This is a genomic window from Streptomyces sp. NPDC030021 (genome assembly GCF_055574035.1).
The window spans coordinates 1-21,171 of the sequence record NZ_JBVIAH010000039.1; the positions used below are offsets into that span (position 1 = coordinate 1).

21 protein-coding genes and 1 pseudogene are annotated in these 21,171 nt (G+C 72.2%); 4 read left to right on the forward strand and 18 right to left on the reverse strand.

Annotated elements, in window-relative coordinates:
- Both ACZ4YL_RS40180 and ACZ4YL_RS40185 read right to left on the reverse strand, forming a co-directional pair.
- Positions 1-831 (reverse strand): PP2C family protein-serine/threonine phosphatase (locus tag ACZ4YL_RS40180; RefSeq protein WP_468123362.1); only part of this gene is annotated, 831 nt, incomplete at its 3' end.
- Positions 832-1,212: 381 nt separating this feature from the next.
- Positions 1,213-2,496: an adenylosuccinate synthase gene (locus ACZ4YL_RS40185; RefSeq protein ID WP_189971896.1), complete on the reverse strand. Its 1,284-nt coding sequence runs from the start codon at positions 2,494-2,496 to the stop codon at positions 1,213-1,215.
- Between the two features lie 184 nt (positions 2,497-2,680).
- On the opposite strand from ACZ4YL_RS40185, the gene ACZ4YL_RS40190 reads away from it, so the two are divergent.
- On the forward strand, positions 2,681-3,514 hold the full coding sequence (locus ACZ4YL_RS40190) for a diacylglycerol kinase catalytic domain-containing protein (protein WP_468123407.1): 834 nt from the start codon (positions 2,681-2,683) through the stop codon (positions 3,512-3,514).
- Positions 3,511-4,134, forward strand: a complete 624-nt coding sequence (locus ACZ4YL_RS40195; RefSeq protein ID WP_468123363.1) for a hypothetical protein — start codon at positions 3,511-3,513, stop codon at positions 4,132-4,134. Before ACZ4YL_RS40190 ends, ACZ4YL_RS40195 begins: the two co-directional genes overlap by 4 nt.
- Here the strand turns inward: ACZ4YL_RS40195 and ACZ4YL_RS40200 are convergent.
- The 5 genes from ACZ4YL_RS40200 to ACZ4YL_RS40220 all read right to left on the reverse strand — a co-directional run bounded on the left by ACZ4YL_RS40200 (position 4,100) and on the right by ACZ4YL_RS40220 (position 8,342).
- On the reverse strand, positions 4,100-4,228 hold the full coding sequence (locus ACZ4YL_RS40200) for a hypothetical protein (RefSeq protein ID WP_468123364.1): 129 nt from the start codon (positions 4,226-4,228) through the stop codon (positions 4,100-4,102). The two genes, ACZ4YL_RS40195 and ACZ4YL_RS40200, sit on opposite strands and share 35 nt — an antisense overlap.
- A 59-nt stretch (positions 4,229-4,287) precedes the next feature.
- Complete coding sequence (locus ACZ4YL_RS40205) at positions 4,288-6,684, reverse strand: ATP-binding cassette domain-containing protein (protein ID WP_468123366.1); 2,397 nt, start codon at positions 6,682-6,684, stop codon at positions 4,288-4,290.
- 55 nt (positions 6,685-6,739) lie between these two features.
- On the reverse strand, positions 6,740-7,156 hold the full coding sequence (locus ACZ4YL_RS40210) for a VOC family protein (RefSeq protein WP_468123367.1): 417 nt from the start codon (positions 7,154-7,156) through the stop codon (positions 6,740-6,742).
- A 10-nt stretch (positions 7,157-7,166) separates the two neighbouring features.
- Positions 7,167-7,586 (reverse strand): helix-turn-helix domain-containing protein, encoded by a 420-nt coding sequence (locus tag ACZ4YL_RS40215; protein WP_468123409.1) that lies wholly within the window; start codon positions 7,584-7,586, stop codon positions 7,167-7,169.
- Between the two features lie 213 nt (positions 7,587-7,799).
- A complete protein-coding gene (locus ACZ4YL_RS40220; RefSeq protein ID WP_468123410.1) occupies positions 7,800-8,342 on the reverse strand; it encodes a GbsR/MarR family transcriptional regulator in 543 nt (180 codons plus the stop codon).
- A gap of 84 nt (positions 8,343-8,426) precedes the next feature.
- Between ACZ4YL_RS40220 and ACZ4YL_RS40225 the strand changes: the two genes are divergently transcribed.
- Together ACZ4YL_RS40225 and ACZ4YL_RS40230 are read left to right on the forward strand one after the other, a co-directional pair.
- The gene (locus tag ACZ4YL_RS40225) at positions 8,427-9,320 is read left to right on the forward strand and encodes an ABC transporter ATP-binding protein (RefSeq protein ID WP_468123368.1); all 894 of its coding nucleotides are present in this window, start codon (positions 8,427-8,429) and stop codon (positions 9,318-9,320) included.
- A complete protein-coding gene (locus ACZ4YL_RS40230; protein WP_468123370.1) occupies positions 9,317-10,909 on the forward strand; it encodes an ABC transporter permease in 1,593 nt (530 codons plus the stop codon). Before ACZ4YL_RS40225 ends, ACZ4YL_RS40230 begins: the two co-directional genes overlap by 4 nt.
- Before the next feature lie 22 nt (positions 10,910-10,931).
- Here the strand turns inward: ACZ4YL_RS40230 and ACZ4YL_RS40235 are convergent, their stop codons facing one another.
- The 11 genes and pseudogenes from ACZ4YL_RS40235 to ACZ4YL_RS40285 form a co-directional block, all read right to left on the reverse strand.
- Positions 10,932-12,140, reverse strand: coding sequence for a cytochrome P450 (locus ACZ4YL_RS40235; protein WP_468123372.1), 1,209 nt, complete (start codon positions 12,138-12,140; stop codon positions 10,932-10,934).
- A 38-nt stretch (positions 12,141-12,178) separates the two neighbouring features.
- Positions 12,179-12,838, reverse strand: a complete 660-nt coding sequence (locus ACZ4YL_RS40240; RefSeq protein WP_468123374.1) for a response regulator — start codon at positions 12,836-12,838, stop codon at positions 12,179-12,181.
- Entirely contained in the window at positions 12,835-14,172 is a 1,338-nt protein-coding gene (locus ACZ4YL_RS40245; RefSeq protein WP_468123376.1) for a sensor histidine kinase, read from the reverse strand. Before ACZ4YL_RS40245 ends, ACZ4YL_RS40240 begins: the two co-directional genes overlap by 4 nt.
- Before the next feature lie 88 nt (positions 14,173-14,260).
- Complete coding sequence (locus tag ACZ4YL_RS40250; protein ID WP_030383691.1) at positions 14,261-14,932, reverse strand: response regulator; 672 nt, start codon at positions 14,930-14,932, stop codon at positions 14,261-14,263.
- Positions 14,929-16,248, reverse strand: coding sequence for a sensor histidine kinase (locus ACZ4YL_RS40255; protein WP_468123377.1), 1,320 nt, complete (start codon positions 16,246-16,248; stop codon positions 14,929-14,931). The genes ACZ4YL_RS40250 and ACZ4YL_RS40255 overlap by 4 nt, the downstream gene beginning before the upstream one ends.
- Positions 16,249-16,270: 22 nt before the next feature.
- A complete protein-coding gene (locus ACZ4YL_RS40260; RefSeq protein ID WP_468123379.1) occupies positions 16,271-17,473 on the reverse strand; it encodes an acyltransferase family protein in 1,203 nt (400 codons plus the stop codon).
- Complete coding sequence (locus ACZ4YL_RS40265; RefSeq protein ID WP_468123381.1) at positions 17,466-18,515, reverse strand: alpha/beta hydrolase; 1,050 nt, start codon at positions 18,513-18,515, stop codon at positions 17,466-17,468. The genes ACZ4YL_RS40260 and ACZ4YL_RS40265 overlap by 8 nt, the downstream gene beginning before the upstream one ends.
- 185 nt (positions 18,516-18,700) lie before the next feature.
- Positions 18,701-19,237 (reverse strand): annotated as a pseudogene (locus ACZ4YL_RS40270) (LysE family translocator).
- Positions 19,234-19,623 (reverse strand): nuclear transport factor 2 family protein, encoded by a 390-nt coding sequence (locus tag ACZ4YL_RS40275; protein WP_468123382.1) that lies wholly within the window; start codon positions 19,621-19,623, stop codon positions 19,234-19,236. The pseudogene ACZ4YL_RS40270 and the gene ACZ4YL_RS40275 overlap by 4 nt, the downstream one beginning before the upstream one ends.
- Positions 19,624-19,767: 144 nt before the next feature.
- Positions 19,768-20,385, reverse strand: coding sequence for a MarR family winged helix-turn-helix transcriptional regulator (locus ACZ4YL_RS40280; RefSeq protein WP_468123384.1), 618 nt, complete (start codon positions 20,383-20,385; stop codon positions 19,768-19,770).
- Positions 20,378-21,007 carry a DJ-1/PfpI family protein gene (locus ACZ4YL_RS40285; protein ID WP_468123386.1) on the reverse strand — a complete coding sequence of 210 codons (630 nt, stop codon included), beginning with the start codon at positions 21,005-21,007 and terminating at the stop codon, positions 20,378-20,380. The genes ACZ4YL_RS40280 and ACZ4YL_RS40285 overlap by 8 nt, the downstream gene beginning before the upstream one ends.
- Positions 21,008-21,171 lie beyond the last annotated feature (164 nt).

Genomic DNA, 21,171 nt, shown 5'->3' on the forward strand with positions numbered 1-21,171 from the left:
GGTGTCTTGCGGATCGGGCCGGGCGTCATGGCTGAGCACGAGCACGGCGGCGTCATCCGCGTGGCCGGTGGAGTCGGCCACCTTCATCACCTCGGCGGCCAGCTCGCCCGGATCGGTGCCCGCGGCCTCCCGCACCACCTTGGCCACCCGCTCCAGTCCCACCTCGATCGGGAACTTCGGACCCTCGACCACCCCGTCGGTGAGCAGCACGATCGACCCCGCCTTCGTGAGCCGGCGGCGGGTCACCGCGTACCCCGCCCCGGGCATCAGGTTCAGCGGCAGGCCGCCGTCCTCCTCGGCTATGCCGTACTCGCCGTCGACGGTGGCCCAGACCGACGGAACATGGCCGGCCCGGGCGGTCTCCAGCTCCCGTGTCTCCGGATCGAAGCGGAGCAGGCTGCAGGTCGCGAAGAGGTCGCGGTCCATGGAGAGCAGCACCTCGTTGGCCCGGCTCAGCACCTCGCCCGGATCGACGACGACGGCCGCGACGGCGCGCAGGCAGATCCGCACCTGCCCCATGAAGGCGGCCGCCTCCACATCGTGCCCCTGGACGTCACCGATGCAGAAGGCGAGGGCTCCCTTGGGGAGCCGGAAGCCGTCGTACCAGTCGCCGCCGATGTCCAGGCCGTGCCGGGCGGGCGCGTACCGGGCGGCTGTCCGCAGGCCCGGCAGCGCGGGCAGCGAGGCGGGCAGCATCTCGCTCTGCAGCGCCTCGGCCAGGTCCACCCGGGCCTGCTGCAGCTCCACCCCGCGGCGGGCCTGGTCGGCGAGCCGCCCGAGCGTGCTGAGCAGGTCGGCGCTGGCCGCCCGCGGGGCACGGCGAGGAGTCACGGAACGCTCCGAGGTGCATCCATTCGTCCCTGCTTCCGCTGCGCGAAAAGCCCGTGGACATCATATTTCCGCCCACCCGGAACCCGCCCCCCGAGACCGCTCCCGGCCGTGCGGGGCGGGCTGGACGGTGGCTTCCACCAGGGCGAGGGCGGCGCGCTCGGCGGCCGTGTGGCAGGGGGCGTCCTGTCACTTCGGCATCCGCGAGATGGAGGTGTCCGTCATGGCTGCTGCTCTCCTTCGGCCGGTGTCTGCACAGCACTGACGGAGGGGAGCGCACGGATGTGACAGGGCGCGGGAGATTTCTCTTCCCGGAAACGCCGGAGGGGCGGCGGGCGCGGGTGCGCCTGCCGCCCCTCCGGGGGACCGGGTCCGAAGGGTTTCCTAGAGGAACGAGTTGATCTCGATCGTCTCGGTACGGCCGGGGCCGACGCCGATCGCGGAGATCGGGGCGCCCGACATCTCCTCCAGGGCCTTGACGTACGCCTGGGCGTTCGCCGGGAGGTCCTCGAAGGTCTTGGCCTTGGTGATGTCCTCGGACCAGCCGGGGAGGTATTCGTAGATCGGCTTCGCGTGGTGGAAGTCCGTCTGCGAGTACGGCAGCTCCTCGACGCGCTTGCCGTCGATCTCGTACGCGACGCAGACCGGGATCTGCTCCCAGCCGGTCAGTACGTCCAGCTTGGTGAGGAAGAAGTCGGTGAGGCCGTTCACACGGGTGGCGTAACGTGCGATCGGCGCGTCGAACCAACCGCAGCGGCGGTCACGTCCGGTGGTCACGCCGCGCTCGCCGCCGATGCGGCGCAGGTCCTCGCCGTCCTGGTCGAACAGCTCGGTCGGGAACGGGCCCGCGCCGACTCGGGTCGTGTAGGCCTTGAGGATGCCGATGACGCGGCTGATCTTCGTCGGGCCCACGCCGGTGCCGGTGCAGGCGCCGCCGGCGGTCGGGTTGGACGAGGTGACGAAGGGATAGGTGCCGTGGTCGACGTCGAGCAGGGTGCCCTGGCCGCCCTCGAACAGCACGACCTTGTCCTCGTCCAGCGCGTTGTTGAGGATCAGGGTGGTGTCGGCGACGTACGGCTTGATCTGCTCCGCGTACTGGAGCATCTCCTCGACGATCTGGGCGGCGTCGATCGCGCGGCGGTTGTAGAGCTTCGCGAGGAGCTGGTTCTTGCCCTCCAGCGCCGCTTCGACCTTCTGGATGAGGATCGACTCGTCGTAGAGGTCCTGGACGCGGATACCGATGCGGTTGATCTTGTCCGCGTACGTCGGGCCGATGCCGCGACCGGTGGTACCGATCTTGCGCTTGCCGAGGAAACGCTCGCCGACCTTGTCGAGGGTGACGTTGTACGGCGTGATCAGGTGCGCGTTGCCGCTGATGAGCAGCTTGGAGGTGTCGATGCCGCGCTCGTTCAGGCCGCGCAGCTCGGAGAGCAGGACGGCCGGGTCGACGACGACACCGTTACCGATGACCGGGGTGCATCCGGGGGAGAGGATGCCGGAAGGGAGAAGGTGCAGCGCGTACTTCTGGTCGCCTACGACGACCGTGTGGCCGGCATTGTTGCCGCCCTGGTAGCGCACTACATAGTCAACGGATCCACCGAGCAGGTCGGTGGCCTTTCCCTTGCCCTCGTCACCCCACTGAGCTCCGAGCAGCACAAGAGCGGGCACAGGCGTACACCTCTTCCGGATGGGGCATGTCCAAGGTCAGGGGGCGTACGACGATGTACACCGCAGGCTGAGCCGTCGGACCGGTACCCCGGAATAGACGAAGGCCCTGGCGCAATAGCGCAAGGGCCTCTTGCACAAAGATGCTACCCGAGGAAGGACCGAGGTGTCGGCTCCAGAGCCCACCATGAGCCAAGCGGGCGCGCCGGTAGGCGGCCTGCTCGTGCTCGTCGACCCGGTCGCCCGCCGTCTTGACGGCGAGTCCGTGCGGATCGCGAAGGATGTGTTGTCAGCGGGCGCGGCAGCGAAAATCTGCCTCCCGGATTCGCAGGAGGAATTTGCGCGGGCTCTTGCCCGCCGGGGTCATCGGCGGCTGGTGATCGTCGGTGACGACCGGGCCCTGGTGCGCGCCGTGGGGCTGCTGCACCGCGAGCGCGGGCTGGGGGAGGGACCCCTGGCGCTGGTTCCGGTGGGCCCGGTGGGGTCGCTGGGGCTGGCGAGGTCCCTCGGCGTGCCGCTTTCGGCCGTCGCCGCGGCCCGGGCCGTCCTCGACGGGTCGGTGCGGATCTGCGACCTGCTGGTCGACGACAGCGACGGGGTGGTGCTCGGTGCGCTGCGGATCCCGCCGGTGCACGGGGTCCCGCGGCCCGCCGGGCCGTCGGTGTGGAGCGCGTACCGCTCGCTGGTCCGGACGCTGGTCCGGCCCGTGGCGGCGGCCGGCGGCGTGGCCACCGGCCGGCACCGGCTGCGGGTCGAGGCCGACGGGGTGCTGCTGGCGGACGTGGACCGGCCCGTGGAGGACGTCTCGGTTCGCACCCGGGACGACGGCGGTCTGGCGGAGGTCGTGGTCCGGACGGGTGGCGGCAGCTCCGCCGAATCGACGGTCACGGCCCGGGCGAAGACGGTGACGGTGTCGGGCGCGGACTTCCGCTACCGCGCCGACGCGGCGATGACCGGCCCGGTCCGCCGCCGTACGTGGACCTTGCGTCCCGGGGCATGGACGCTCACCGTGCCCCGGTGACCACACCGGGTGCACGGGCTGAACGGGGTGCACCGGACGCACCGGATCCGCAGGACGCACCGGATCCGCAGGACGGACCGGATCCGCAGGACGGACCGGATCCGCAGGACGTGCGGGACGCGCTGGACGACTGGCGGCGCGACGCGCTGCTGCTGTGCCTGCTGCCGGTGTTCTGCTGGCCGGTGGTGGTCGCGGCCCTGCTCGGCCGGCCGCTGGCGCCGGCGGCCGCGCTGGGCGTGGTGCTGAGCCCGGTGCTGCTCGGGGCGCGGGAGCTGCTGGCCGTCCGGCGGGTCCGGCGCCTGCTGCGGGATTCCGCGGTGCGCTGGACCCCGTACGAGGCCGTGGCCGTCCGGGCGGGGTGGCAGCCGCCGGTGCTGGTGCTCGCCGGCGGGCGGCCCGTGCTCACCCTGGGCCTGCTGGGCCGGCGGGTGCTGCCGCCGCGCCCGTGGCCCCGTACGGCCACCGCCCCGGCCACGGTGGTGGTGCGGCTCGCGGGTGACCCGGCCGCGGGCGGGGCCCTGTGGGCCCCGCACTCCGGCGGGCTGGCCCACGCCCGGCCCGTGCGCCGCGGGCCGGCGGGCCCGGTCAGCCGAGCGGAGCCTTCTGGGTCCCGGCCATGACCAGCGCCTCCTCCGGCGAGAGGTCCTGCGCGAAGCTGATCTGCCCGCGGCTCTCCCCGGCATCCGGGGCGGGACCGATCCGTCCGCCGACCACGCCAGGCAGCTCCCCGGACCCCTGCCACCGCAGCGGCCGGAGGTCCGGGGAGGGACGGGTCAGGCGCCGACGTACGCCGCGAGGTGCTCGCCGGTGAGGGTGGAGCGGTCTTCCACGAGGTCGGTGGGGGTGCCCTCGAAGACGATCCGGCCGCCGTCGTGACCGGCGCCGGGACCGAGGTCGATGATCCAGTCGGCGTGCGCCATGACCGCCTGGTGGTGCTCGATGACGACGACCGACTTCCCGGAGTCGACCAGCCGGTCGAGCAGGCCGAGCAGTTGCTCCACGTCGGCGAGGTGCAGGCCGGTGGTCGGCTCGTCGAGCACGTAGACGCCACCCTTCTCCGCCATGTGGGTGGCCAGCTTGAGCCGTTGCCGCTCGCCGCCGGACAGCGTGGTGAGCGGCTGGCCGAGGCTGAGGTAGCCGAGCCCGACATCGGCGAGCCGGGTGAGGATGCGGTGCGCGGCGGGTGTGTGCGCCTCGCCCGAGCCGAAGAACTCCTCGGCCTCGGTCACCGACATCGCGAGCACCTCGCTGATGTCGCGGCCGCCGAGGTGGTACTCCAGCACCGACGCCTCGAACCGCTTCCCCTCGCACTCCTCACAGGTGGTCGTGACCCCGGCCATCATCGCCAGGTCCGTGTAGATGACGCCGGCGCCGTTGCAGTTGGGGCAGGCACCTTCGGAGTTGGCGCTGAACAGCGCCGGCTTCACCCCGTTGACCTTGGCGAACGCCTTGCGGATCGGGTCGAGCAGCCCGGTGTAGGTCGCCGGGTTGCTCCGGCGCGAGCCGCGGATCGCGCCCTGGTCGATGGAGACCACGTCCGCGTCGGGGGAGAGCGACTTGTGCAGGAGCGAGCTCTTGCCGGAACCGGCGACGCCGGTGACGACCGTGAGCACCCCGAGCGGGACGTCGACGTCGACGTCGCGCAGGTTGTTCGCCGTGGCCCCGCGGATCTCCAGCGCGCCGGTGGGCGTGCGTACCGACGGCTTGAGCTTGGCCCGGTCGTCGAGGTGGCGGCCGGTGATGGTGCCGGCGGAGCGCAGCCCCGCGACGGTGCCCTCGTAGCAGACGGTGCCGCCCGCGGTGCCCGCGCCGGGGCCGATGTCGACGACGTGGTCGGCGATCGCGATGGTCTCCGGCTTGTGCTCCACGACGAGCACGGTGTTGCCCTTGTCGCGCAGCCGCAGGAGCAGGTCGTTCATGCGCTGGATGTCGTGCGGGTGCAGGCCGATGGTGGGCTCGTCGAAGACGTAGGTGACGTCGGTGAGCGAGGAGCCGAGGTGGCGGATCATCTTGACGCGCTGCGCCTCGCCGCCGGACAGGGTCCCGGAGGCCCGGTCGAGCGAGAGGTAGCCGAGGCCGATCTCCACGAACGAGTCGAGGGTGAGCTGCAGTGCGGTGAGCAGCGGGGCCACCGAGGGCTCGGCGAGGCCGCGTACCCACTCGGCCAGGTCGCTGATCTGCATGGTGCAGGCGTCGGCGATGCTGATCTTCTTGATCTTCGAGGACCGGGCGCCCTCGCTGAGCCGGGTGCCCTCGCACTCGGGGCAGACGGTGAAGGTGACCGCCCGTTCCACGAAGGCCCGGATGTGCGGCTGCATCGCTTCCTTGTCCTTGGACAGGAAGGACTTCTGGATCTTGGGGATGAGGCCCTCGTAGGTGAGGTTGACGCCCTCGACCTTGACCTTGGTGGGCTCCCGGTAGAGGAAGTCCTGCATCTCCTTCTTGGTGTACTTGCGGATCGGCTTGTCCGGGTCGAGGAAGCCCGACTCGGCGTAGACCCGCACGGTCCAGAAGCTGTCGGACTTCCATCCGGGGATGGTGAACGCGCCCTCGGCGAGCGACTTGGAGTCGTCGTAGAGCTGGGTGAGGTCGATGTCGGAGACCGAGCCGCGGCCCTCGCAGCGCACGCACATGCCGCCGGTGCGGGAGAAGGTCGCCTTCACGGTCTTGGTCTTGGCGGCGCCGCGCTCGACCGTGATGCCGCCGCTCGCCCGGACGGAGGCGACGTTGAAGGAGTAGGCGCTGGGCGGGCCGATGTGCGGCTTCCCGAGCCGGCTGAAGAGGATGCGCAGCATCGCGTTGGCGTCGGTGGCGGTGCCGACCGTGGAGCGGGGGTCGCCGCCCATGCGCTGCTGGTCGACGGTGATCGCGGTGGTGAGTCCGTCGAGCACGTCGACCTCGGGGCGGGCCAGCGTGGGCATGAAGCCCTGTACGAAGGTGCTGTAGGTCTCGTTGATCATCCGCTGGGACTCGGCGGCGATCGTGTCGAACACCAGCGAGCTCTTGCCCGAACCGGAGACTCCGGTGAACACCGTCAGCCGGCGCTTGGGGATCTCGATGCTGACGTCCTTGAGGTTGTTCACGCGCGCGCCGTGCACGCGGATCAGACCGTGGCTGTCGGCGGCGTGCGGCGTGTGCGACGTGGGGTCCGGCTCGGTGGCCCTGCTCATCGTGTCTCCATTTCTCGGGCGGGCCGCCTGCGCGGACTCCTGCGGCTGTGGGCGGCTACGGCTTACGGGGCTGGTTGAAGCGGAGCATGTTGCCCGCCGGGTCCCGGAAGGCGCAGTCGCGGACGCCGTACGGCTGGTCGACCGGCTCCTGCAGCACCTCCCCGCCGGCGGCCCGGATGTGTTCGAAGGTGGCGTCGACGTCGTCGGTGGAGAAGATCACGCCGCGCAGCAGGCCCTTGGCCAGCAGCTCCGCCATGGCCTGCTTGTCGGCCGCCGAGGCGCCCGGGTCGGCGAGCGGCGGTTCGAGGACGATCTCCACGTCCGGCTGCGAGGGGGAGGCGACGGTCACCCAGCGCATCCCCTCGAACCCGACGTCGTTGCGGACCTCCAGGCCGAGGATGTCGCGGTAGAAGGCGAGCGCCTTGTCGTGGTCGTCGACTGCGATGAAGCACTGCGAGAGGTTGATGTCCATGCCGTCGACGCTACGAGGAGGGTGCGGATTTCGCTTCTCCGATCCTGACCGGTCGCGTGAGGATCTTGGCGACGCACGCCGGGATCGCCGCGCCGTCGTCGTGGCTGCGGGCCCGGTAGGCGCTGGGGGTCTCGCCGACGAGCTCGGTGAAGCGCGAGCTGAAGGACCCCAGCGAGGTACATCCGACGGCGAAGCAGACGTCCGTCACGCTCATGTCGCCGCGTCGCAGCAGCGCCTTCGCGCGTTCGACGCGGCGGGTCATGAGGTAGCTGTACGGGGTTTCCCCGAAGGCGGTGCGGAAGCTGCGGGAGAAGTGTCCCGCCGACATGAGGGCGACGTTCGCGAGTGCCTGAACGTCCAGCGGCTCCGCGTACTCGCGGTCCATCATGTCCCGGGCGCGGCGCAGCCGTACCAGGTCCTCCAGGTTCATGCGTTCCAGCATGGCACGCATGAGGTGTCCCGTCTGCGGGTATCGGTGCTTCCGGATCCGATCACCGTGTGATCGGATCCGGCCCGAACCCGCTCGGGCCGGTTCACGCCCGCCCAGGCCCGCAGGCCCGCCCAGGCCCGCAGGCCCGCCCGGGCCCGCAGGCCCGCCCAGGCCCGCAGGCCCGCCCGGGCCCGCAGGCCCGCTCCGGTCGGCTCAGCCGAGGCCGATCGCCGCCTTGTGGACCCGCCAGCGGTCCATCAGACCCAGCATCTCGCCCTGCATGAACTCGAAGAAGGCCGCCGTCTCCGCGACGCGTGCCCCGGCCGGTGAGTCCGTGCCGAGGGTGGCCGCGCCCTCGCGCAGGGTCTTCTCCCACAGGGTCAGGACCTGGTCGCGGCGAGTGAAGGTCTCGTACCAGAGCTCGTTGTGCAGGACGTACCGGTCGCGGCGCGAGCCCGGTTCGCGTTCGCGGCTGACCATGTTGACCTGGGTCAGGTAGGACACGGCGCCCGACACCGCGGCCGGGCTGATCTGCAGGGCCCCGCCCAGCTCCGCCGAGGTCATCGCGCCGCCGTCGCTGGCCAGCAGCTGGGCGAAGACGCGCGCGGCCATCCGCTGCATCCCGGCCTCGGTCAGCTGCGCGGCGAACCGCTCGACGAAGCGGGAGACGGCGTCGCCGTCCCGGGCACCGGCAGCCGTCCCGGTTTCGGGGCCGGCATCGGTCCCGTTTTCGGTCCCCGCGTCCACATTCACCATGTCATCTGCCACCTTCCCGACTTTACGTGATTCCTGAGATTCTCAAGCTTCACAAATTTGTGAAAGTAACGTACCTTCGGAAGCATGACGAAGGCAATCAGCGTTGCCGGCCTCCACAAGGCATTCGGCCGCACCCACGCTCTGGACGGACTCGATCTCGCGGTCACCACCGGCGAGGTCCACGGCTTCCTCGGCCCCAACGGCGCCGGCAAGTCCACCACCATCCGGGTCCTGCTGGGCCTGCTGCGCGCCGACTCCGGCACCGCCGAGCTCCTCGGCGGTGATCCCTGGGCCGACGCGGTAGCCCTCCACCGCCGCGTCGCCTACGTCCCCGGAGACGTCACCCTGTGGCGCAACCTCTCCGGCGGCGAGGTCATAGACCTCTACGGACGCCTCCGCGGCGGCCTCGACAAGACCCGGCGCGCCGAGCTCGTCGAGCGGTTCGAGCTGGACCCCACCAAGAAGGGTCGTACGTACTCCAAGGGCAACCGGCAGAAGGTCGCCCTCGTCGCCGCCTTCGCCTCCGACGTCGAACTGCTCGTCCTCGACGAACCCACCTCCGGCCTCGACCCGCTGATGGAGGAGGTCTTCCAGGGCTGCGTCGCCGAGGCGCGCGCCGCCGGACGCACCATCCTGCTCAGCTCGCACATCCTCAGCGAGGTCGAGACCCTCTGCGACCGGGTCAGCATCATCCGCAAGGGCCGCACCGTGGAGACCGGCACCCTCGCCGAACTCCGCCACCTCACCCGTACGTCGATCAGCGCCGAGCTGGCCGGTCCGCCGAACGGCCTCGCCCACCTGCCGGGCGTGTACGACGTCCAGGTGCAGGGGCTGAAGGTCCGCCTCCAGGCCGACACCGGCAAGCTGGACGCGGTACTCCGCTCCCTCACCGCGTCGGGCGTGCGGTCGCTGACCTCGACCCCGCCCACCCTCGAAGAGCTCTTCCTGCGCCACTACAGCGAAGAGGCGACCCGATGAAGAACCAACTGGCCGGCACCGGGGCGCTGCTGCGGCTCGCCCTGCGGCGAGACCGCGTGATGATGCCGGTGGGGACGCTGGTCACCACGCTCTTGGTGGTGAGCATGCCCGGCTCGCTGGGCAGTGTGTACGCCACCGCCGCCGAACGCGCCCGGGCCGCCGCCTCGATGAACGCCAACAGCTCGATGCGCGCCCTGTACGGACCGGTCTTCGACGATTCGCTCGGCGCCCTGACCGCCTGGCGGGGCGGTGTCTACGCCGCCGTCCTCGCGGCCGCCATGAGCCTGATCATCGTCGTCCGGCACACCCGCGAGGAGGAGGAGACGGGCCGTCAGGAACTGCTCTCCGCCGCGATGGTGGGGCGGCAGGCCCCGCTGACCGCCGCCCTGCTCGCCGCCCTCGTGGCCAACGCCTGCGTCGCCCTGCTCGTGGCGGGCGGTCTCGCGGGGCAGGGCGCGCCCGGCGCGGTCGCTCTCGGCCTGGCCGTCGCGGCCACCGGGATGCTCTTCGCCTGCACCGCCGCCATCGCCGCCCAGCTGACCGAGAGTGCCCGCGCCGCCAAGGGGATCACGGCCGCCGTGCTCGGCGCCGCCTTCGTCCTGAAGGCCGCGGGCGACGCCGGTACGGAGGGCGGGCGGTCGGCCCTGACCTGGGCCTCGCCGCTCGGATGGGTGGAGAACGTACGGGCCTTCGCCGCCGAACACTGGTGGGTGCTCCTCCTGTTCGCCGCCGCCGTCACCGTGCAGGCGGGCGCCGCGTACGCCCTGGCCGGGCGCCGTGACCTGGGCATGAGCTTCCTGCCGTCGCGGCCGGGGCCGGCCGAGGGGCGCCTGGGCACGGCGGGTGCGCTGGCCTGGCGGCTGCAGCGCGGCAGCGTACTGGGCTGGAGCGCGGGCTTCCTGATCGCCGGTGTCGTCTTCGGCGGGATGGCGGACGGCGCCGCGGACCTGGTCGGCGGCAACGACCGGACCCGCGAGATCATCGAGCGGATGGGCGGGCAGAGCGGGTCGGGTGCGCAGGGTGCCCTCACCGACGCCTTCCTCGCGACGATGGCCGGCATGTTCGGCATGGTCGCCGCCCTGTACGCCGTCTCGGCCGTACTGCGCCTGGGCGGCGAGGAGTCGGGCGGCCGCGCGGAGCCGCTGCTCGCGAACGAGGTCGGCCGGCTGCGCTGGGCCGGCGGCCACCTGGCCGTGGCCTTCGGCGGCTCGGCGCTGATCCTGCTGCTGGCGGGCCTCGGTCTCGGCCTCGGGCACGGCCGGGAGCCGGGCGCGGCGATCGGCGCCACGCTCGCCCAGCTCCCGGCGGTGTGGCTGATCGGGGCGCTGGCGGCGCTGCTGTACGGCGCGGTCCCGCAGTACGCGGCGGCCGCCTGGGCGGTGGCCGGGGGCGCGCTGGCCCTGGGCTGGGTCGGCCCGGCGCTGAACCTCCCGCAGGCCGTCCTGAACCTCTCGCCCTTCGCCCACCTGCCCCGGCTCCCCGGAGCGCAGGCCCTGGATCCGGCCCCGCTGCTGGCCCTGACCGCCCTGGCGGTGGCACTGACGGCGGCGGGCCTCGGCGCCCTGCGCCGCCGCGACATGATCGCCTAGGTGCCGGCCGGCGGAAACCGGGCTAGAACTCCACCAGCAGTTGCTCCAGCCCCCGGATGACGTACCCGTCCCGCCACTGCGGCTCCTCGACGAGCCGCAGCGGCGGGACTCCGTCCGCCAGCAGCGCCCCGAACGAGGCCTCCAACTCCCGCCGCGCCAGCGGCGCCCCGAGGCAGTAGTGGATCCCGGCCCCGAAGGTCAGATGCGGGTTGTCGGCCCGTGCGAGGTCCAGCGCGTCGGGGTCGTCGAAGCGCGCGGGATCCCGGTTCGCGGACCCGAAGAGCAGCGCGACCTCGGCGCCGCGGGGGATGACGGTGTCACCGATCCGGATGTCGTCGAGCACCCAGCGTTCGAACATCTGGAGGGGAGTGTCGTACCGCATGAGTTCATCCACAGCTGTGGACAACTTTTCGGGATCGTGGCTCGCGCGGAGCGCGGCGAGCTGCGCGGGGTTGCGGAACAGCGCCCACCACCCGTTGACGGTCGTATTGACGGTGGCCTCGTGCCCGGCGTTCAGCAGCAGCACACAGGTGGAGATCATCTCCTGCTCGCTGAGCCGCCCCTCCTCATCGTGGGCGGCGATCAGCCCGGAGATCAAATCCTCCCCGGGGCGGCTCCGCCGCTCGGCGATCAGCCCCCGGAGGTAGGCGCTGAACTCGACACTCGCCCGCACCGCGCGCCGCGCCGTCTCCTCGTCCGGCCGGAGCTCGAACATCCCGCAGATGTCCGCCGACCAGGGCCGCAGCAACCCACGATCCGCCTCGGGCACGCCCAGCAGCTCCGCGATCACCGCCACCGGCAGCGGCTCGGCGACGACGGTGAGCAGATCCCCGCCCCCGTCCGCACGCAGCCGCCCCACCAGCTCCCCGGCCAGCCGCTGCACCGCGGGCACGAGCCGCTCCACCGTCCGAGGGGTGAAGGCCTTCGCCACCAGCCTGCGCACCCGCGCGTGCGCGGGATCCTCCAGGTCCAGCAGGCCGTTGCCGTTGAGCACGTGGAAGGGCTCGTGCTCCGGCGGCGGCGCCTCGCGGCCGAACTCCTCGTGCGAGAACCGGTGGAGGTAGGTCCGCCCCAGCCGCCGGTCCCGCAACAGCGCACTCACATCGGCGTAGTGCGGCACCAGCCACTGCCCGGTGGCCTCCCACCACACGGCCCGCCCCTGCTCCCGCAACTCCCGATACGCCGGATAGGGATCGGCGACGAACGCGGCATCCCACGGATCAAAACCCATCCCCGCACCCTAGGGGGTGTCTTGCCGATCAGGCCGGATCAGGCGGGTGTCACCAAGCGGGTCTCGTACGCGTACACGGCCGCCTGCGTCCGGTCCCGCAGGCCCAGTTTCACCAGGATCCGGCTCACATGGGTCTTGATGGTGGACTCGGCGACGACCAGCCGGTCGGCTATCTCCGCATTGGACAGCCCCTGCGCGATCAGTACCAGCACCTCCGTCTCCCGCTCCGTCAGCTCCCCCACACCCGCCGGGTCCGCCAGCTTGCGGGCCTCGGAGATCTTCGAGAACTCCACGATCAGCCGCTTGGTCACCGAGGGCGCCAGCAGGGCTTCCCCGGCCGCCACCACCCTGACCCCGTCGGCCAGCTGACGGGCCGACGCGTCCTTGAGCAGGAACCCGGAGGCCCCGGCCCGCAGCGCCTGGTACACGTACTCGTCGAGGTCGAAGGTCGTCAGGACTAGCACCTTCGCGTCCGTGTCGGCGGCCACGATCTCCCGCGTGGCCTCCAGCCCGTTCATCCGCGGCATCCGGATGTCCATCAGCACCACATCCGGCCGCAGCACCGCCACCTGCTCGATGGCCTCCCGGCCGTCGACCGCTTCGCCGACCACCTCGATGCCGTCCATCGCGTTCAGCAGAACGGAGAACCCCTCGCGCACCATCACCTGGTCGTCGACGATCAGGACCCTGATCGTCATACCGTCCCCTCCCGCGACTCGGGCACCGGCTCCGCACGGTGGGGCACCGGTATGAACACCGCCACCTCGTACCCGCCCGCCGCCGTCCGGCCGGCCGTCATCTCGCCCTCCAGCATGGCCACCCGCTCCCGCATCCCGGTGATCCCGTGCCCGGCCCCCGGCGAGGGCCGCGCGTCCCCGGTCGCCCGGTCATTGACGATCCGTATGCCCAGACCCCCCAGCACGTACGAGACCTCCACCTCGGCCGCGGCCCCCGGCGCGTGCCGCAGCGTGTTGCTGAGGGCTTCCTGGATGATCCGGTACGCCGACAGCTCCACGCCCTGCGGCAGCTCCCGCACCGAACCCGTGATCGTCTTCTCCACGCTCAGGCCGGCATCCCGCACATTGGCCAGCAGCCCCTCCAGCGAGGCCAGCGTCGGCTGCGGGGCGTCCGGTGCCTCGTAGTCCGCGGAGCGCACCACACCCAGCACCCGCCGCAGCTCCGTCAGAGCCGCCACCGCGTTCTCCCGGATGGTGACGAACGCCGCCTCCAGCTCCGGCGGCGGGTTCTTCACCCGGTACGGCGCGGCCTCCGCCTGGATCGCCACCACCGACATGTGGTGGGCCACCACATCGTGCAACTCCCGCGCGATCGTGGTCCGCTCCTCCAGCAGAGTCCGCTTGTCCCGCTCGACGGCCGTGACCTCCTGCTGCGCGCTCACCTCGGCCCGGGCATCACGGCGTATCCGGATACTGCCGGCGATCACCAGGGCGAAGGCCGAGGTCACCGCCATCTCGGGCAGGTTCGACCCCCAATGGCCGTTGAACAGCACGGAGATCGCGGATCCCAGCACCAGGGTGAGCGTCCACATCCAGGCCGCCACCCGGGGCCCGGTCCGCAGCGTGACGAGGAACATGACCACGATGTACGCGAAGAAACTGCCGCTGGTCCAGGGCCAGTTGTAGCCACCGCCGATACCGGCCGTCACCACCGTCATCGCGATGGCCGCCCACCACGCGCCGACCGGCCGCACCAGCGTCATCAGGACCGGGGCCGCGGACAGCATCGCCATGGCGATCGGCCCCAGGTCGCCCCAGGCGGCCGACTGCGTGTTGAGCGCGGTCAGCCCGACGAGGAAGGCCAGGGCCCCCACCGCCGCATACCGACGGAACGGCGCGTACCGGCGCAACGCCCCGGGAAGCCGGCGCACGAAGCGCCCGGAGGTCCCCGCCCGGGGCAGCGGCCGGTAGGCGAAGGCATCGGTGACGAGATCCCGGCGAAGGGTCGCGATCACCTCAGATGCCAGTCGGAACTCAGGTGCCCGGGATGTCCCCCCGGTGGTCGTCTCGGTCATACACACACCGTAGGTCTGTACCGCTCTCGTCCGCGTCGCCGCTGATGGGGATTTCCCGGGGTCCCTCTCAAGTACTACCCGGGTCCGCTCAGTAGCCCGTCGGGCGGATCAGACCCGTCTCGTACGCGAACACCGCGGCCTGCGTACGGTCCCGCAGCCCCAGCTTCACCAGGATCCGGCTCACATGCGTCTTCACCGTCTGCTCGGCCAGCACCAGGTGCTCCGAGATCTCGGCGTTCGACAAGCCCTGGGCAATCAGCGACAGCACCTCCGTCTCCCGCTCGGTCAGTGCCTCGATCCGGGCCCGCGACGGCGCGCGCGGAGCTCCGAGCCGGGAGAACTCCGTGATCAGCCGCTTCGTGATGTTCGGCGAGAGCAGCGCCTCGCCGGCCGCCACCACCCGCACCGCCTCGGCGAGCTGGTCGGCGGACGCGTCCTTGAGCAGGAACCCGGAGGCCCCGGCCCGCAGCGCCTCGTACACGTACTCGTCGAGATCGAAGGTGGTCAGCACCAGCACCTTCACGGCGGCGTCCGGAACCGCGGTGATGACGGACGTGGCCTCGATCCCGCCCATCCCCGGCATCCGGATGTCCATCAGCACCACGTCCGGAGCCAGCTCGGCGACCTTCGCCACCGCGTCCGCCCCGTCCACCGCCTGCCCCACGACCTCTATGTCGGGCTGCGCGTTGAGAAGCACGGTGAAGCCCTGCCGGACCATCATCTGGTCGTCGGCGATCATCACCTTGATCGGGGTGCTCATGAGGCCCTCTTCGTCTCGGGGTGGGGGACCACGGGAAGGTCCTGCGGATCCATCGGGAGTACGGCGCTCACCTCGTACCCCCCGTCGGGGCGCGGGCCGGCGGCCAGTTCGCCCCCCAGCATGCCTGCCCGCTCCCGCATCCCCAGCAGCCCGTGCCCGGCACCGGGCGAGGGCGGGGCCGACCGGGTCGGCGCGCTGTTCGCGACGCACAGGTGCAGATCACGCGGCCCGTACGCGATGCCCACCTCCACCCGCGAACCGGGCGCATGGCGCAGAGCGTTGCTCAGCGCCTCCTGCACGATCCGGTACGCGGTGAGCTCCACGCCCGGGGTCAGCGGCCGCCGTATCCCGGCGATCTCGGTCGTGACGTCCAGCCCGGCCCCCCGCACGTTGTCCACGAGGCCTTCCAGCTCGCCGAGGGTGGGCTGCGGATGATGGGGGTTCGCGGGATCCTCGGGCCGCTCGGACCGCAGCACGCCCAGCACCCGCCGCAGCTCCGTCAGCGCCTCCAGCGCGTTCTCCCGGATGCCGGCCAGATTCTCCTTGAGCTCCTCGGACGGGTTCTCCACCAGGTGCGGGGCGACCTGCGCCTGGATGGAGATCACCGACATGTGGTGGGCGACGACGTCGTGCAGTTCGCGGGCGATCCGGCTGCGCTCCTCCAGCAGGGTGCGCCGGGCCCGCTCCTCCTCGGTGAGGGTCTCCTGCTCGACGAGTTTGCCCCGGGTGAGGCGGGTGGCCCGCAGGGCGTAGCCGAGGATCCCCACGAACGCGAAGAGGAGGGCCACGCCGCCGATGATCGTCTGGCTCTGCGGCGGCCTGAGGGAGATGTCGGCCAGTCCGTTGAGGATGAGCGTGATGCCGATGACCGAGGCGGTCACCCGGGGCGGCACCCGCAGGGCGACCATCAGGAGCACGGGCGCGAGCGTGAACGGCCCGGCGGGGGTCCAGGGCCAGGACTGCCCCTGGCCGACATGGTCGTGGATGGCCCAGGCGACCAGGCCGGAGGTGACGAGCCCGAGCCACCAGGCGGCGACCGGCCGGAACATGCTGAGCACGACGGACGCGGAGGTCAGCAGAGACAGCCCCAGCACGGCCGAACCGAAGACCCCGTAATGGTCGTTCAGCTGCATCCCCGTCAGGACGCCGCAGGGAATGGCCACGTAGCAGAGGACCACATGCGGCAGCCAGGCCAGCCAGCGCGGCCGCGACATCTTCGGCAGGGGGTCGCGCCGCAGGGTGAACAACTCCCGCGCCAGGCCGCGCGGCAGGCGGATGCGGACTTCGGCGGCGGGTGGCTCGGTCTGCTGGTTCACGCCGTCCAGGCTAAGGCGGGCCCTAGACACGGGTGATCTCCTTGGCGGGGTCGGTCCTGGGGCGGGGGACGGCGGCGGTCCGGGCGGAGCGGGACGGCTTCGGACGGCGGGCGGCCTGCTCGTGGATACGGAACGCGGCCCAGCAGATCGACAGCGCGGCGGCGAACACGGGCAGCCACAGCAGCCGGGCCGCTATCCAGCCCACCGAGTCGGGCACCGTGTGCAGCCCGGGCAGGTCGGCCGAGACCAGCAGCCCGAGGGCGGTGACGGCCATCATGGCGGTCTGGTGCCACAGGAACACGGTCATGGCGGAGAGGTTCACCAGGGCCACCTTCGCCCAGGCCGTCGGCCGTCGCATGGCCCGGGCCAGCGGCTCGCGCACCAGGAGGGCCAGCCCGCACTGGGCCAGCCCGAAGGCGGCCGCGGCCAGCGTCGGCGGGTTCAGGTTCGATACGGCGGCTCCGGGGACACCCACCATCGAGGCCGGGTACCCGCCCCAGAGGATCAGCGCGGCCGTGGCCAGGACGCCCGCGCCGAGGAGGAGCAGCGCCCGGCCGCGCCGGGCGAACGCCCCGCGGGACCAGGCGGCGCCCAGGGTGAAGGGGACGAGCCAGCCCGCGGCCACATTGACCCAGCCGATCCACTCGGGGCCCTGAAGCCCGAAGCGCCACACGTCGACGGCAGCGACCACGGCCAGCGGCCACAGCGGGCTGAGCCGGGCCACGAGCGGGGTCGCGGCGGTGAACGCGGCGAACACCAGCAGGAACCACAGCGGCGACAGCACCAGCTTGACCAGCGACCGGACGGTGGCGAACTCCGCCCCGCCGATCAGCATCCCGCCCGCGACGACCGCCCAGAGCACCAGCACCGCGGCGACCGGACGGAACAGCCGCCCCAGCCGCTGCCCGGCCCAAGCGCCGTACGAGAGGCCGCGCTCTCGCGCCGACGCGTACCCGCGGGCGGCGACATGGCCGCCCACCAGGAAGAAGACGGACAGCGTCTGGAACACCCAGGACACCGGGGCCAGCCATGGCATGTGCGCCAGCGGGCTGGTGGTGCTCAGAGTGCCGTCGTGTGCGGTCAGCGCGGTGACCAGCCAGTGGCCGAGGACCACGCCGAGGATCGCGAAGGCCCGCAGCGCGTCCACGGCCCGGTCACGGCCGGCCGGGGTGGCGGCGTCGATGCCCGCGGCCAGGGTGGACCAGCGGGCGCGGAACTCAACCATGGTCGGCCTCCGGTGCGGTGGTGGTGCCGAGGACGATGGCGGCCAGGCTGTCGAGGGACTCGGTGCCCGGCTTGAGGTAGTCGCTGTGCCCGACGGCGCCGGCGGCGAAGACCCGGGCCCCGAAGTCGGGGTCGACCGGGTCGGTGCCGAAACCGATCCCGCCGAGCCGGACATGCGGGACGTTGCCTATCCAGTCGCCGCTGCCCCGGCCGGCCCAGACGCGGGCCCCGGTCGGCAGCTCACGGGCGGACCCGGCCCCGGTGCCCGGGCTGCCGAACAGCGCCACGTCACTGACCGCGGACCCGGTAGCGGTCCGGGCGCAGACCACGGAGCCGTAGGAGTGGCACAGCAGGGAGAGCCGGGCACCGGGGCCCGATATGCCGCTCAACTGGGCTAGGAAGGGAGCCAGTTGGGCAGCAGCTGCGTCGGCCCGGTCGGCGCTCAGCACGGTGGTGCTCACCGTGCCGGGGGTGTCGTACCCGAGCCAGGCGACCACGGCGGAGCGCGGATGCTCGGCCTGCAGACGCTGCTGGAGGGAGACGGCCCCGGCACGGAACCGCTCGTAGGTGTCCAGCGTGGTGTCGGACCCGGGCACCAGAACGGCGACCCGGTCGGCGCTCTCCAGCTCGCCGAACACCTCGACGGCGCGGCCCCTGCCGCGGCCGTCGAAGGTGAGGAACCGGGCTGCTCCGGTCGCCCCCATGACGCGCAGCCTGGCTGCGCGGCCGGGGCGGTCGGCGTCCTCGGCGGTACGGGCCGCCTCGGCGAGGTTGGCGCCGTTGGCGGCATACCGGCTCCGGGGCGTGGCGTCCTCGGAGAATGTGGCGGGCGCGGGGGCCGGGACGTTCGGGGAGGCCGCGGCGGACACGGGGACCACCACGGCCGCGGCGACCAGAGCGGCCAGCAGGCCACGGCGCAGCCGGCCACCGCCGGACCCCGCCCTCCCCGTGGCGAGCGCCGTGCCCGCCCCGCGGGTCGTTCCCGTGGTCCCGGTCTGCGTCCCCGTCTTCGGCCCTGTCCCCGTCCCCGTCCCCGCTGCCATGGTCCTCTTCCTCCGGTCGCCGAAGAGCCGTGAATGCTCTTCTCTGCTAGCGAAGTTAGAAATCCGGGCCCGTGGTCGGCATCACGCCATGGAGCCGTGTTCGCGCGTAGCTCTCAGGTATGACGGGGGATACCTGCGAGGCAGGCCACGACCGTCACGACGTGACGGTCACGGCGTCACGACCGTCACGCCGTCGCCACCCGCACACCGAAGCCGATCAGGACGACACCCGTCGTCCGGTCCAGCGCCCGCCGGACCCGCGGCCGCGCGAAGAACCGCCCCGCGCGCGACAGCACGTACACATACGTGCCCAGCCGATCATGGGATTGAGGACGTTGGCGACCAGGCCGGTCCGCCAGGCCCCGCCGCCGCCCGGCTCGGGCCGCCCCTCCGCGGGCTCCGCCGGCACTGCGGGTTCCGCGCCCGGCCGCAGCAGGTCCTGGAAGCCGAGCCGGCACAGATAGGCGGCCCCCGCCAGCTTCACCACCAGGTACAACCTCGGCCGAGGCGGCGAGCAGCGCCGCGAGCCCCGCCACGGTGAGGGCGCCCCAGATCAGCAGCCCGACGGCGATCCCGGCGACGGTGCGCAGTCTGCGCAGTCCGTCACCGCGCCCCCGGGTGATGGCCCGATTCGTGACGATCGCCATGTCCGGGCCGGGGACGAGGGCGAGGAGCGCCAGGACCCCGGTCGCGCCGAGAAGGGCGGTGAGCGCGCGGCTCAGTCTGCCACCAGGGGTTCGACGTAGCCCGCCCGCCAGCGGGGTGCCGGGTCCTGGCCGGGGCTGGTCCAGTACTCCCTCGCCCCCACGATCTCCCCGTCGCGCACGGTCCAGAGGGAGACGGCCCGGTAGACGACGTGGTCCTGAGGTATCTCCACCTCGGTGACCACGAGGTTTCCGTCGGCCAGGATCCGCAGCAGTTCCACGGATCTCTCGTCCGCGTAGCCGTCGTCGCTGTTCACGGCTATGAAGTTGGCGCGCCCCACGATGCGCTCACCGCTCACAGGCCATTCGATGACCGCGTCCTCGGCGATGAGCCCGGCCACGCCGTCCCAGTCGCGTGCCTCGATCCGCTCCCACAGTCGTGCCACTACCGCCAACGGCTCCATGTGCCGCAGTGTCCGACAGCCCCGTTATACGTAACAAGCTTTGCTTGCAGGCTTATTGACCTCGACACAATCGCTCGTGGCGGGCCTTCGGGGCGCAGGCACAACGTCGGCAGGGCGCTGCGGGCGGTGCCGTCCGGGGTCGGTTCACTCCCGCGCGGGTGCGGGAAGGGCGGCGGACGGCGCGGTGGACTCCAGCGCGTCCAGTGCCGTGGCCAGCCGTTCCAGGGCGCGGACCGTCTCCGCGAAGGCGGCATCGCCCAGCTCCGCCGTGAGGCGGGCCGCCAGGGCCGCGTGGCCCGGGCCGATCCGGTCCACCGCGTCGAGCCCCTCCTCGGTGGGCCGCAGCAGCTTCGCCCGCCGGTGGGCGGGGTTCGGGGCGTACTCCGCCAGACCCTTGGCGACCAGCAGGTCCGCGATGCGCTGCACGCTCTGCCGGGTGATGCCCATGCTCCGGGCGATGCCCGCGACGGGCAGCGGCTCCCGCAGTACGGCGCCCAGGACCTGCCACCAGGCGGCCGTCAGCCCGGCCGGCTTGGCCAGCTCTTCCGAGATGGCGAGGAACTGGCCGTTCAGCCGGAACACCCCGAGCGCGGTGCGGCTCAGCAGGTCCTGCTGGGTACGGGCGTCCCCGACGTCCCCGACGTCCCCGACGTCCGTGAGGCCGACGAGATCCCCGACATGCCCGGCATCCCCGTCACCCGTGACGTCCCCGGCCTCCCCGACGCTTCCGGCGGGCAGCGGCTCGTGCGTCGCCTCACGCATCGCCGGCCGCCGATGCCGCCATCAGGACCGGGTACGCGCTGACGTCCGAGTCGTGGAAGAGCCCGTACCAGGCGTCCAGGACCTCCGGCTTGTAGACGTCCAGGCGGGCGAAGACCTCGCGGGCGAAGGCCACCGGCTCCGTCGGCCCCGCCGTGATCAGGTCGCCGTCGGTCACCGCGTCGGCCTCGACGTAGCTCTCGGCGCCCCCGTAGCCGGGCTGCTCGGCCAGGTAGAAGGAGGCGGCGCTGGTGTGGGTCCGGCCGTCCAGCAGGCCCGCGCGGGCGAGGCCGGCGGTGGCTCCGCAGATCGCCGCGACCGGCACTCCGGCGGCCAGGAACTCCCTCGCCTTGGCCGCGAACGGCGTCAGGTCATCGCTCGTGTCCCACAGGGACGCGCCCGTGAGGATCAGCAGCGAGGAGTCCTCCGGTCGCAGGTCGGCCAGGGCCAGATCAGGCTGGATGCGGACGCCGCCCATGGTGGTGACCGGCTGCGCGGCGCTCATGCCGACCGTGCGCACGGTGTGGCCGCGCTGGGTGAGGTGCGCGGTGGTGTGGCCGGTCTCCCAGTCCGCGTACGTGTCGTAGACCGCGAGGTGGACGGGCTTGCGCGGGGTCTCGCTCATGGTGCTGTCGCCTCCAGCGTGGTTCCTGCTCTATGACAATAGACTGTCATAACGACAGGATGCTGTCAATCTAGGGAGGGGATTCGAGCCCCTCGCAGACAGACTGCCGAGAGCGGCCCCCCACCCCCATACAGTCCGCCGATATCCCGCCCCACCTGCGCACT